General features: G+C 55.4%; 6 protein-coding genes. 3 read left to right on the forward strand and 3 right to left on the reverse strand.

Annotation, left to right across the window (positions count from 1 at the left end):
• The first annotated feature begins 17 nt into the window (after positions 1 to 17).
• Positions 18 to 2,177 carry a hypothetical protein gene (locus tag FJ146_11055; GenBank protein ID MBM4252500.1) on the forward strand — a complete coding sequence of 720 codons (2,160 nt, stop codon included), beginning with the start codon at positions 18 to 20 and terminating at the stop codon, positions 2,175 to 2,177.
• On the opposite strand, the gene FJ146_11060 is transcribed toward FJ146_11055, so the two are convergent.
• Complete coding sequence (locus FJ146_11060) at positions 2,149 to 4,938, reverse strand: hypothetical protein (protein ID MBM4252501.1); 2,790 nt, start codon at positions 4,936 to 4,938, stop codon at positions 2,149 to 2,151. The genes FJ146_11055 and FJ146_11060 overlap by 29 nt on opposite strands.
• Before the next feature lie 44 nt (positions 4,939 to 4,982).
• Positions 4,983 to 7,244 carry an AMP-binding protein gene (locus FJ146_11065; GenBank protein ID MBM4252502.1) on the reverse strand — a complete coding sequence of 754 codons (2,262 nt, stop codon included), beginning with the start codon at positions 7,242 to 7,244 and terminating at the stop codon, positions 4,983 to 4,985.
• A 90-nt stretch (positions 7,245 to 7,334) separates the two neighbouring features.
• Between FJ146_11065 and FJ146_11070 the strand changes: the two genes are divergently transcribed.
• Together FJ146_11070 and FJ146_11075 are read left to right on the forward strand one after the other, a co-directional pair.
• Complete coding sequence (locus tag FJ146_11070) at positions 7,335 to 8,483, forward strand: GNAT family N-acetyltransferase (protein ID MBM4252503.1); 1,149 nt, start codon at positions 7,335 to 7,337, stop codon at positions 8,481 to 8,483.
• A gap of 33 nt (positions 8,484 to 8,516) precedes the next feature.
• Positions 8,517 to 11,354, forward strand: coding sequence for a 3-hydroxyacyl-ACP dehydratase (locus FJ146_11075; GenBank protein MBM4252504.1), 2,838 nt, complete (start codon positions 8,517 to 8,519; stop codon positions 11,352 to 11,354).
• A 176-nt stretch (positions 11,355 to 11,530) separates the two neighbouring features.
• Here the strand turns inward: FJ146_11075 and FJ146_11080 are convergent, their stop codons facing one another.
• Entirely contained in the window at positions 11,531 to 13,732 is a 2,202-nt protein-coding gene (locus tag FJ146_11080; GenBank protein MBM4252505.1) for a hypothetical protein, read from the reverse strand.
• Positions 13,733 to 13,975 lie beyond the last annotated feature (243 nt).

A 13,975-nucleotide genomic window follows, 5' to 3' on the forward strand; every position in this document is an offset into this window, starting at 1 on the left:
GGCTAGTCCTGGCCCACATGTTAAGGTTTGTGACGAGGCATCCGCGCCTCGTCCTAGCCGTGGCCTTAGCGATGTTTCTGCTCCTGCTGCCCGGGGCTGGTAAGTTGCGCGTACTCGTATCGATAGCAGACATGCTCGATGCTGCGTCGCCGCAAGCCGCACTGCAAACATTGGTGAGGGATGCCTTTCCCGGCGAACATGAGCTCACCGTGTTGTTTAAGCGGCGCGACGGCGCCGCACTGAACAGTGCCGATCTTTGCGCCATACGCACATGGTCGCGACGCATCGACTTCAGTAGCCAAAATATTGACTGGTTGCAGTCTCCCTTTGGCTTTCGCGTCGGCAAAGAAGATGACCAAACGCTTAGGTACCCAGAACTTGTACCTCTTGATTGCGAGCCTGGCTCACAAGTTGCAGCGGCGTCGCCGCTAGCGCCACTGAACAACTCACCACTCGCTGGTATCGTTGCTAGTCCGAGAGGCGACGCAGTGATTGTTGATCTGTTCCTGCGCGGCGCAACCGAAGACGGAACTTACGGCAATTTCGATCCGGCCTTGGTGACTCCACTCAAGGCGGACCTTGAGCAAACGTTTACTCCAGACGGACCGCTTCGTGCCAGTATTGGCGGCAGCGCTGCCTGTAAATGGTATTTTGTTGAGAGTTTAATCAAGGATCAAGGTCTCAATCTACTCGTGATGCTAATAGTTTGCGTGAGCGTGCGCCTCATCTTTGGGACGTGGCGCGGCGGCATCATCATGGCCCTAAGCCTAGTTTTTACAACTACCATCTTGTTTGCCCTGATGGGACTTAGCGGCACACCTGTGGACATCCTATCAAATAGCCTTTTCACTATCGTGGCCTTGGCTACCACAGAGGATTTCATTTATGTATCGCAGGCCGCTCAGGATGCCCACCCCCACCAAGGATGGCGTACTCCGTTTAGGCGCCAGCTGCTACCGTGCTTTTACACTTCCATTTCAACTGTGATCGGCTTTGGGTCTTTGTGCCTCTCTGACCTTGCTCCGGTGAGGCGCCTTGGATTTTGGGCTGCTGCCGGCTCGCTTCTGGAATTCGCCGTGATGTTCTTCCTGGTACCGGCAACCATGGCCATCTGGCCGAAATTGCGCCTCTACACCGCGAGTCAACTCACACGAACCAGCCGCGGATTACGCGGCATGAGTCGCGTGCAACTACCGCGACCACTGTTCCATGGACTCATGATTTTATTTGGCCTTTCGTTTTTTGGTGCTTTGCGAATAGACGTCCAGGATTCGATCGAAAATTTGTGGGACGCCAAACACCCCTTTAACCGCAGCATCCAGGATCTGCGCGAGCACTTCGGCTTCAGCGGCTCCATCGACTTGGTACTAAGGACGTCAACTAGCACGGCCGATCAGCGCCAAATTCTAGAGACCGTGAAAAAAATCCCTGGCGTCGTGAAGGTAGAGGACCCCTACGCCGTGCTCGATTTTGCGTCGCAGGATCTCTCGCCGCTCAGGCGTGACATACTCCACCGTGAATTTGCCCTAGCCAAATCGTATGAGCGCTGGTTTAGCTCCAAAGAGCCTTTAGTGCGGGCCACCATCTTTGTCGCCAACGACGATATACGATCGCTAAGACCCATACGCGCCCAATTGGACTCGATTTGTAGCGGCGACAAATGCTCGGTAACGGGAGACTTACTATCGTTTGCTGTATTTTCCGACAGTGTTATCAGGACGCTGATCGAAAGCTTCGCCGTGAGCATGGTGCTGGTCATCGCCTTACTGATGGCACTGTCACGTGCACTCGGCAAATCTGGTATAGGCGTCGTCATAGTATCGTCAATCTGGGGCCCTTGCGTGCTCCTCGGGATGCTGCCGCTGGTCATTGGTAGTGTCAACTTCGTGACTTGTCTCTTTGCCGCGGTGCTAGTCGGCCTGGCGGGTGACAGTGCCGTCCAGTATTTATTCGCGCATCGCCGCGGCAGTCTCACCGACGGGTTAAATCAGCGAGGGCTTGGATCGCTCCAGATGACTGTGGTGGCCGTGCTCGCCTCATTTGCCTACCTAACGTCATCTTTCGCGCAACCGCGCGTACTCGGTATCCTCTTTGCCTCTGGTTATATCGGCATGCTGATCGGTGACCTTTGGATACTCAAAGGCTGCCTCAGGTCACGCCGTGACCTGACAATTTAATCGTTCCACGCGCTGCATCGACCTCGATTTGATCACCGTTTTGCAAGGCATCCGTAATACCCGAAACACCGACGATCGTCGGAATGCCGAGTTCACGAGCGACGACGGCCGAGTGCGAAAGCAGACTACCTCGCTCGATCACCAATGCACTGCACCTGGGGAAGAGCACGACCCAGCCTGGATCCGTACTGCGCGCGACGAGCACCTCACCCTGGACTTCTGCAGCGTCTTTAAAGGTTTTTGCCACCAGGGCTTTACCCGTGACCATGCCGGGGTAGCAGGGGGTACCTTGCCAACTCGCCCCCTGAGGCAGGGGGGAGTTTAATGCCGCGCCGGAAGCCACTGTTACGCGCGGCATCGTCGCTGCTGGGATCCCTTGCGTCACGAAACGCTCAGGCGGTGTGGGCTCCGAGGCGTAGCCGACATATTCCTGCCGGCGCAACTTGGCCACGCTGGCTAGGTCGGCTGAGGCACCGCGGCCGTGGACGGCATCGCCGAGCTCCTCCACTGTGAGATAGAAGACATCATGAACCTCCGCTATGAGATGATTCGCGGCAAGTTTAGCGCCCATCGCTCTGAAGATTCTGCGCGCAACGGAAAATGTACGGCCGCGGACAAGGCGCAAGCGCTCGCGATCAGCGATCGCCTTGGCCGTATGCGTGATGAGGAACTTCAAAATGTGACGTTTCATGAATGGCAGATGACTCAGACCATCCTGATGGTCACGATGATGACTCTGTACCTCTGGCATGGGAGAAGGCCGTTGACTGCCGTCTTGGCGCCGCAACTGATCGACATAGGCACGCAGCGTCTGCATGACCGGCGTCGGGTCTATGTAAAGATCATCGGCCTCAAGTTTTAACTCTTCGGGGCAGCGGAAGCCAAATGCGGCAAGGTAGGCCTCGACCTCTAAACGTAGCGGCACTAGGTCTGCCGTGGTCCGTAGCTGGTGCATAGCTTGATTCAGTGATACTTGGCTCAGCCAGGTGAGACCTGGCAGATCTCCATTGTAAATGCGATGCGCCACGTCTCGCAGACGCTCTACAGGCTCAGCAGAGCCCAAAGTACCGTGTCCCCTCACCACTTGATTTACGTCAAAAGACGCACCCAACCATTTAGCACCCAGGCGGCGGAGCGACCCAAAAAGTAGCATGCATCGCATATCGTTGATGATGGGCGCCTGCCAGTTGGAGAGAAATTCCTGAGAGAGATCCTCGTACGCAGCCAATTGAGCACCGACACTCAGCGCCATGTAGTCAGTAGCCATCGCCTGGTCGCAGGCAGCATTTACGCGTGCCTCAAATTGCGTCATGCGCTTCTTTAAAGTGAATAACCGCAGCATTGCGATTGAGGCCAAGTACATCTTACGGAGAGGTCTGGGTCTATAGGGAGACCGCACGCCAGCAAAAAAAGCTTCCGCCGACTCAGCGCCTAGCTCTTCCTTAACGCCCATCATAGTTTCCATGAAACCGGCACTACGTTCGGCATTAGGAAACAAACTGAGCAGTCGGTACCAATTGAGCAAATTGTAGTACACATGCCCCCGCAGTAGCCCGAGCATATTGCCAAATAACTCACGCTCCGCGTTGATGATGGATTCAGGTACGCCCATGACGCGGGCGAATTCCTCGTACACACGCCGGTAAGCACGACGTGCGTGCGTGAAGGTTAGTGGCGCGACTAGACCCGAGTAACTCTCAACGATGTTGGCATTGTCCCAGAGAAGTTTTGCTCCGTCGGTGGCAGGTATGCCTGCGGTCACCGAGGCAGTTGCGGCTTCAGGCCCGTGTGCCCGCGCCATCAAGGGAGCGACTGCGGTCACCGGACGTGCCTGGAGGACGTAAAGCTGTCGGTTATGGTAACACCACTCCATGTCGATCGCCTGAGATGGGCCTTGAACGAGTGCAGCCGCGGCAAAATCAAGCTCGATATCAAGAGCCGTTTGACTGACGTCACTTAGAAGCACTGGCGTCAATGCCGTCGCCATGTGCTGATAGACGGGCAGCGCGGCGACGGAGGTACCACTACCATCGTTGCATCGATGTGCTGCTTCTTTTTTTGCGGTGACGACCTTCTGGACGTTAGTGTTACTGCGATCCACCCAGCCGCGATCGGCACACAGGTCTCCACCGACCAAACCTTCGCCAAGTCCAAAAACTGCCTCTACCAGAACGTGATGAGATTCCGTGCCGGTTGGATCCAAGCTGAATGCGACCCCCGAAATAGAGGCGTCTATCATCTCTTGGATGACTATAGCCATGCGCGGGCGCTCAGTGATACCGAGCGTCCTCCTGTACGCCTCGACGGCGACGGAGCTTGCAGACGCATGCACACTTTTTATGGCAGCGCCAAGTTCTTTGGCACCACGCACATTGAGACAGGAACTAAACATACCGGCAAAACTTTGCTCCCGCCCGTCTTCGCAAGTAGCACTGGAACGCACGGCGAGAGACGCTTCCCCCATGCCACGCTGATCGCAGGCTTGACGCACCGACGCCAGAAGACGCGTAGGATCAATAGCACCGCGCTCCAAGGCCTCCTGTACCTCGACAGGAATGACGAAGAAACGGGGCACGCGGTAGCCAAGCAATGCCAGTCGGGCAAGGGAAACGGCTTTACCACCAAATCGCTCGGGCGATGCAACGATCTGCGTATAGTCTGTCACTACTAAATCACGCGCGTCCACGGCAGTGACGCCTGCAGTCGCGGTGGTAGCAGTTAAGTCCGGGTGCTGCAAATCGGCAATTTCGCGTTCAGTCACGTTTTGACTCCTCCTGTAGACTCCTAAAGTCTTGGAGCTTGGGTTTAGACGAAAAACAACATCCAAAGCTGCCCCAAGCTGAGCAGCGCAGCAGAACCTTCGACAGCTTGAAATTTTGCAGGAGCTTTAAACCATGCCGCAAGCGAGACAAAAAATAGGGCGCTAAGCGGGATTATCGTGGCCCAAGTACCAAGCATCACATGCGTCGCGATGATGACCGCAGCACAGATCAGCAGCATTGTCAGGGTCCGCCGGCGGCCGTAGATCTGGAGATAAGTGTCTTTGCCCTCGGGACTGCGAGGATCCAGTTTGCGTGCGATTTCGTAGGCCATGGAGCCGGCGAAGTTGGCGACGATAAAAGCGACAGCTACGGGCGAGGGCAAGCGCGCGGCAGCAACTGCCGTGGCTATGGGCACTAGGTACATGGGGACCAAAAGTGCCTGATGGGACAGAGCACTGGCGAGCGGCCACCTTTTGAGGACGTCACCGAGATAAAACTCGCGCTCCATCATGAGCAGATAACCAACAGCCAGCAGTGCCGCAAGTCCCCCGTAGAACCCCCCGGTCACTCCCGTGATAAACCCCAAAGCGACCAACGCAAATAAAAGCGCATCGACGGCACTGCGCATCTCCAGCTTAGTTATGAGGCCGCGAGGCAAAGGGCGGGCGGGCTCTAGGGCTAGATCCTTGAGTAGATCTTTGCGCTCATCCATGAGCCTCACCGTGATGAGGAGTAGGAAAATGATGGCAAAATGTAGCACTACTAAATAGCTCGGTGTAGCTGTGCTTGCGGCCAGGGCAGCACCTAACGACGGCCCCGCCGCAACGAAGGCAAGGACGGGCAGCGGCGCCCGCTCTTTGAAGAACTGATGCCAACGCCGCACCATAGAGTGCGGACGCAGCGACGCTGCGCGGTTGATGCGGGAGCGATGACGACGTTCAAAGATAACGGGGATAGACGCACCATCGGCAATTTCTGGACAGGCAGCGCGGATCGATGGTAGCGCCGCCTTCACCCCCTCACCGAGGGCAATAAGGGAGCCATTGATCGCGCGCGTGACAAAAGCTCGCGAATGACCGAGTACGCGGTACAGGCGTTGCTCAAGAGCGAACTCATCGACGGGCTGGTTCGTACGTCCCAGAAAATACCAACCCTCAGGCTGGACATCGATGCGATCGGCAGTCCAGTGCCATCTTTTGCCAGCGGCATCTGTGCGCTTGTGACGGGCATCGGCAGCGGATGCCTTAATATAAGAGCCATTAACATTAGGGCCGCTGACCCATAGGCCGTCATCGCTACTGGCGTGATCGATAAACTGAAAAGGACTACCAATGTAGCGAACTTGAATTTCATCACGCTCACGCGCAAAGTGGAGCGCATCAACCATGTCGGCCATAGCAATGGGCTCGGCCTCACTGCCGCCATAAATATTTGTCATCTTAGCCATAGGCCAACGGGCCAGCGCCTCCTGCACGAGGCTCCGGTCTGGCGAGGCACCACCAACGTAGATGTGCCTGAGGCTATCAAAACCCGTCGTCGCCTTGGTCGCGGTGAGCAGGGCGCGGAGGAAAGCCGGATTAGTCGACAGCGTCCGTGGCTGATAAGCGCCAATCCTGTCGCCAAGGGAGCGGAGTGTCCGCTGGCGCCAATCGTTGCCGACCATGATAGCGCCGCGACCCGACATGAGATGCAAGATGGTGATGCCGGGTAGTACCGCCAAGTCAGGCTCGGGATATGGATCACGGCGTCCATCTTCGGTCAGAAGACGCACCATGTCGGTCGAAAACTTATGACTGCGCACAATGCCCTTGGGCTTACCGGTGGACCCTGAACTAAACACAACGATCGCAGGATCATCGGGCGCGCAAGCTTCAACCACCAAAGTCTTGGGGCTCGCAGCCCGCAAAACCTGCCCTTCGACAACTACTGACTTGATGGAGCGAAGCGCACGGAAACGGCGACTCCACCACCAGCCTACCCGGTCGACCAGCAAAAAAGCCGGACTTTGTTCCCGAATGATAGCGGCTACGTCGGTGGCGTCTAGCCAGGGTTCGACCAGCATAACCCGGCCACCAAGGCCAATCACGGCCGTCATCGCCGCGTAAAGAGGGGGCCTCGGGAGGGCGACAAGAATAGCACAGTCGCCGGCCTTAAAGCCCTTCTGGATTAAGTCTTGCTGCACGGTGGCAGCCCCTGTGCCCAGTGCACCAAAGCTTACCGGTCCCGAGTTTTGCTCCCAAAGGGCAAGCTTTGCGGGCAGATTCCTGCTCCATGACGCAATGGCTTCGATACAGTTCACTGCCATCTCCTTGCCTAGGCCTTGGAGCTAATCGGTACAACCGCGAATAATCGTACTAATGTCGGAAAAGTTTATGATAATCTCACAAGCAAAGACATGCAATCGACGAAGGTGGGTAAACCCGATATGAATATCGAGAGCCTAAGCGCGGCTATGGATCCTAGTCGCTTTCGCTTCGCCTTCACATCGATCCGTGACCAAAGTAGCTGCGATTTATATCTGAAAGACCATGCAGCCTACCTTGAGCTGGCCATGGATCCCTGCTGGCACCCCATGGAATACTGGTTAGCCTGTGATGGAGAACAACCTATCGGCCGCGTCGGGGCCCGCATATCGTCCGTCGATCCAACACGAGGCTACATAGGATTACTCGCTTGTGACGTCGAAGCACCGCGTAGCGAGCGCCTAGCCAAATATGTCGCGTTACTGGAGACAGCACTTAGGTGGCTGGGAGCGCAAGGCGTGACCGCAGTGTTTGCTCCTGTCGACTGCAACACTTGGCTACGTTACCGCGTCATCTCTGGTGTCGCCCCTCAGGATGGCGCCGACGGAATCGAGGCGCCATTCGGGTGGGAGCCGCCCTTCGATCCTGATTTGGAGGCAGCACTTAAAGCGACGGGATTTGGCGCACCGGAAACCATCTTTGGTGATAAGTCGATGCAGGGACGCTACCATACGCGAGTTTTTCGCAGCGTTTTTCGTCAAGCCATGCGCGTCCTGGAACCACATCATAAAAGAGCTCTGCGCGACGGATATACGTTCCGGTCCTTTGGCGCAGATGGACGCTCGTTTGACGATGAATTGGCGCTACTGCACGGTATTGCTATCCCGAGCTTTAGCCGGCAATTTTTATTTGAACCCATAGATTTAGGCCTTTTTAAGCGCATTTATAGGAGTGGGGCCGGTCAACTGGACTTGTCACCGTCGGCTTTTATCCTTCCGCCAGAGGACGGTAGCGGTGCCGTCATTCCCGTCGGATTTCTGTTCGGTTTTGTCGATCGCGGTTACGTCGTCGTGAAGACTGTCGCGGTACAGCCCGATCTAGTGAGCCGGACTAAAGGCCGCAAATGGTCAGCAGCAAGCGCCCTCCTTTACCACGCACTGCAATACGGAGATGAGCAAAATTTGCGCGGCGGCATTGCGGCCCTTGTTCACGACGACGGTAGCGCCAATACCATCGAAAAGTGGCTGGCCTGGGCCAGCGACTGGACGCGGCACTATGAGTTATTTGCACGCGCGATTTAGTCTTGAAATTTTAATTGGCGACGGAGAGTCAAGATGCGAGCTACCCAAGACCGACGCTCTAAAACTAGAATCGAAGCGCGCCCAGATCTTGGCTGGAAGGTCGTATTCCATCATGATGAAGTCAGGGTGGAGCTAGCTATAGTCGATATCGCGGAATCTGGCCTACGCCTCGTCACCCGCGAGCCACTCAGCGCCTGGCAAAAGAGCAAGCTACTCGAGTTGCAGCAAGCGACTTTGTGGAAGGCGGACTATGCCGCGCACCGGCTGGCACTCACCGTTATCGCCTGCCGCGAAGCCCGCGAAAGCAAGGGTGCGAGTACAGGTATCGATACGGAAACGGGCACATGGGTGCACTGCCACTGTCCCGACAGGTCAAGTCAAAATATACTCTGGCAAATCTTGCTCGAAAATCGTCACCCCGAACTTGGACGACGCGGCGCAGACACCCTAGCTCTTGGGCCTGACGACCGTATCCCTGAGCGCGGAATCTATACTGAGGCCGCCCGCGTCAACAGGCTTTCCTTTATCGAGAACAAAATAGGCTCTAGTTTAGAGACGATTCGCAAATCAGCTCTGGACGCACACCAATTAGTTGGTAATATCGAGAATCATATTGGCAGCGTAGAGGTGCCGATCGGCTTAGTTGGCCCTCTACTATTTAACGGCCAGCATGCGAGGGGAGAAATCTATGCTCCCTTTGCCACCTCCGAGGGAGCCTTGGTCGCCTCAGCCTCGCGCGGGGCTTTGCTGCTTAGCCTCGCCGGCGGCGTCAAAACCAGAACCATCAATCAGCGGATGACGCGCGTCCCGATGTTTGTCATGGACTCCCTCGGTAGTGCTGTGGTCTTCAGCGAGTGGCTCAAAGATCACATTACGGGTTTGCAAGAGGCCGTCGCCCAGGTGTCCACGCACGCGGCACTAACCAGTATCGACATCACACTGTCTGGTCGGTCTATTCACGCAAGCTTTGTCTACGCCACAGCCGATGCTGCTGGCCAGAACATGACGACCGCCGCCACGTGGCACGCGTGCCAGTGGGCCCTCGCTGAGGCAAGCAAGCTTTCGGACATTACGGTGGAAAAATTTGTCATCGACTCCGGCCTTAGCGGTGACAAAAAGGTCAACTTCAAATCCTACCTGGAGGGACGCGGCACACGCGTGATCGCTGAAGCGTTTATTCCCGGCGATATCCTCGAAAAAGTGATGAAAGTGAGTCCAGACACGTTGGCTGGTTATTTCAATTCCGGTATGGTTGCGCTGGCTCAAGCTGGTGCCATTGGCGCCAACATCAATGTCTCCAACGCCGTCGCCGCCATGTTCGTGGCGACGGGTCAAGATATCGCCTGCGTGCACGAGTCATCTCTGGCAAATTTTTACGTAGAGAGAACCGACGACGGCATTTACACTTCGATGCACCTACCGACCCTGATTGTTGGTACCGTAGGCGGTGGGACCTCATTACCCAGCCAATCTGAATGCCTGAAAATCATGGACTGCCTTGGATCCGACAAAGCCGCCCGCTTTGCCGAAATTATCGCCGGCTACTGTTTAGCACTCGATCTATCGACGTCGTCTGCCCTTGTCGGCGGGACCTTCGTCCGGGCGCATGAGCGTCTTGGGCGGAATCGACCGGTCAAGTGGCTCACATCTCAAGACCTCGACCGCAATTTGATTCAGCAAGTGGTACAAAATCACAATCAAGATCAGTATCGGGACATGATCATCGCAGATGTCAGGCCGGGGGACCCCGTCGATACGGGTGATGCAATTATCTCGGAGCTCGCTGCGCGTAATGCCAAAAAATTGATCGGCATCCTACCTTATGAGCTGACCTGTCACGACACCGCTGGCGCCGCGCATAAACTCGAAGTCGTTGTTAAATCGAAAGCAACCGACAAAGAGGTAATCCTCATTGCGAGCAAAATGGCTGGTATGTGCAACGCCACACTGGGACGTATCTACGACGATTTCAGGTACCGTAGTGAGTCCCATCTCTGTCACTTGAAGGAGCTTGCTATCTACGGTCAGTCCGATAGCCGCTTTAAAGATCATACGCCGCAAGTGTTTGGCATCCATCAAGACGACAGGCGTGAAGCCTATCTGGTCATCATGGAGCGCCTGCAAAATCTCCAGTTAATGGGTACCGTGGCACGCCCCTATGCTTGGCGCGAGGAGCATATAGAGGCTGCTATATCAGGCCTGGCTGCGCTGCATAGCGTTTGGCTGGGACGCGAGGCTGCATTGATGCAGACACCTTGGATAGGCCACACGGCCTCGGCAGCCGATATGACGGAGCGACGCGCCCTATTCCGAGAGATGTTACAGCACGGTCATGTGGAGTTTCCGCGTCTTATGACGAGCGACCGTTTAACCTGCAATCTCGACCTACTCAATAACGTTGATCGGTGGTGGGACGAAATCGAACGCATGCCGCGCACACTCATACACAATGACTTTAACCCCCGTAATATCGGACTGCGGGAGGATCAGGGCAAGTTCCGGCTATGCGCATTTGACTGGGAACTAGCTACCTTGCATCTACCGCAGCGAGACCTGGCTGAGTTCCTAGCCTTCGTCACTACAGAGGAGACGACGCCACAGCAAATTGAGGCTTTTGTCGAACTCCATCGCACAAAGCTCGAGGAATATAGTGGCACGACACTGCCGCGTCCCGCATGGCGCCGTGGCTACGAGCTTTCGCTTTTTGACTTTGGCATTAATCGCCTGGCCTATTATGTGATGGCTCATACGTTTAGGCAGTACGAATTTTTGGAACACCTGGTGACCAATCATCAGAGGTTGATGGATTTGGCTGCAGCTGGGCAAAAGCGTGTGGCCGTTGAGACTATGGCTGGGAGATTGACCTGGTAAATGTGAAAGGCGTCAAAAGGCTGGTCAAGTTGGGTCGGTTGGCCTATCATAAATTAGTCGCGACTTTTTTATGATAGGCAACACACTTTGCTAACTAACCGATATTTAACAAATTTTATTGCCAAAGATCTGGACAAAAAGATCGTGCTGCTGTCTGGACCGCGCCAAATAGGAGTTTACTTCCTAACGGAGTACCCACTGGTCAACGTCGACGTCCCAGCGTTAACTTTAGCCGGTGACACACCAAGCACCCACCCCTGGAACCCACTGCTCACCTGAGCACCGGTGCCGAAGTTGGATAGCATTAGGCCCTGCTGGTAGTAGGCATGACCGCCAGCGCCTGGCTGCGCGGCGATGGGCGCCACACCGATGGTGAGCAGCGTCGCAAGGCCGCTGTTGTTCGGTCGGATCGTGTAGATCGTCGGCGGTGTTACCGCACTTGGTGTACCCGAGATACGGCAGCTAGTCGCAATATCCAGACCTGTTGGTAGCGATGGACTAACAGTGCAATCCGTGAATTTACCCGATACCGTCGGAACCAGTGGCTCCATCGTATTGCCAATAGTTAAGCTCACCGCGGCAACGGCGTAAGTAACGCTTGGCGGGGTGGCCGTAACCACGCTTTCCGTGATGCTTGCGATTTCTGTAGATGACAAAGTGCTTGCCACCTTCAGATCGGAAACTTTATCCGTCGCTGACTGCGAAGCAGCGCTGATGGCGGCCACAGCTTCGTTGGCGGTGGTTTTCCCCTCGCTTTTTAGCGTATCAACTCCAGAGGCTACACCTGTCATCACGCTACTCACGAGACCGCCGAGATTGGTACCAGAACTCACCTTGAGACTATCGATACCCTTGACCAAGGATCCGACCACTGCTTCAGACACCACAGTCGCCAGCTGCTGGCCCGTGAATCCACTGGATGCCAGGGCAGCTGTCGCGCTTGTCGATACCGCTTTAAGTGTGGTTGCTGTGTCCTCAGCCGTTTTCGCTACACCGAGGGCATCTAGACTCTCCATCGTCTTACCTATGACAGAGCTAATTACATTGGTTTTACCGGTGGCCGACCCAAGGGCCGACACCTCGGCCACGGACTTACTCACCACATCGACGACGATGTTTACTTTTTCATTAGCGGCCAATTTGCTGCTTTCGGCGAGGGCCGTCATGGAGCCCCCGACGATGGAGCTGGCTGCAGAGCTGGCAAGCGTTGTATTCGACTCTGACACCAATGTGCTGAGTCCAGAAATCGCACCCGAAGTGATTGCGGAGACACCCGCCTTCATGACGTCACGGTTCACTGCCCCCGATTCCGTCACCGCCAGCACCGCATTCGTACTGGCTGAGGAGATGGAATTGACGGCGCTGAGCATGGTGTCCTCATTAACTTTCGCCTCTTTAAGAGCGCTTACCGCACTGGTCGAAATCTGCTTCATCGCCGCGACTAGGGACTCGTCACCAACATTTTTCAGGGCAACCAGTGCCACCACTGAAGCGGCGGTTAAGCTACCGGCAAGCTGAGCAGTACCGCTGGCATCGAGCCCGGTATCTTTAATGGCTGCGACGGCGCCCTCAGTCACACCACCGACGGCGGCGGCGACCTTTTCTGGTGGTAGATTGATTGTGCTTAGTTGAGCAACGGAGCCAGATACGACCACCTTGGCGACGTTTGAAATTTCTGAAGCTGGGATGCCAGCCTCTTTAAGGCTGGCAATACCCCCGCTAGTAACTGCCTTGGTAGCTCCGGCGACGGTATCTGGCGTGTATCCTGCTTCAGTTAATTTCGATACGGCACCTCCGGCGATGTTGATAGCCATGTTCTCAACTGCCTGCGGGGGCAGCGCATTGACGCGCCCACGCATGTTTTTAAAGCCAGTGCCAACCACTGTTTTCACCGCGTCATTTTTGAGCGTAAGTGCTGAGGGCTGAGTGCCTATCGCAGAGAGACCAATCACTGCGCCACGCATGACCGCCGGTACTGCATACTCAATCGGTGTGCCGACCATGTCCACAGTTAAGGACATAGACCCCGTTTGTATCGCCACGACGCTGGCCTGCACCTCTCGCCGCGCTGAATCTTCGACCGCTTGCAGTTGCTGCTCCGTGAGACCAAGCTCTTTCAGTGAAATCTTCAAAGACGAAATGATGTCCTCAGTGATTGCAAGCGTACCAGCAATGGTTGCCTGATCGCTGTCGCTCGCACCGGCAAATTCTTTGGCGATACGATTTGCTCTGCCACTTGCGGTACGCAGAAAGCCTGGTAGCTCGAGACATCCGGTAAGGCCGATACTGAGTGCTACCGCGAGAGCGGCTTGAGCCAAGTGAAGCTCGTCGGGCCTCGATGGCCATCGGCTTTTTTGTATTTTGATAGTTTTGTTCATGTGTATCACCTTCATACTCAGGACTTCGCACCCCAGTTATCGGCGGCGCTGAGGCAAAATATAACGGTTCGCCTAAAAAAACATTTTAGAAACAATATTTACCGGGACTTACGTTCCGCTTGAATTGACATGTTTTGACTGAAGGACGAAGGACTAGTCACAGCGCGGAAGATGCGTGAATCAAAAAAGCACTATCTAAAATTTAGACACGCCAACATCTCGTCCGCTTTAATGCATCGTAAA

This window comes from Deltaproteobacteria bacterium (assembly GCA_016874735.1).
Lineage (GTDB): Bacteria > Bdellovibrionota_B > Oligoflexia > Oligoflexales > CAIYRB01 > CAIYRB01.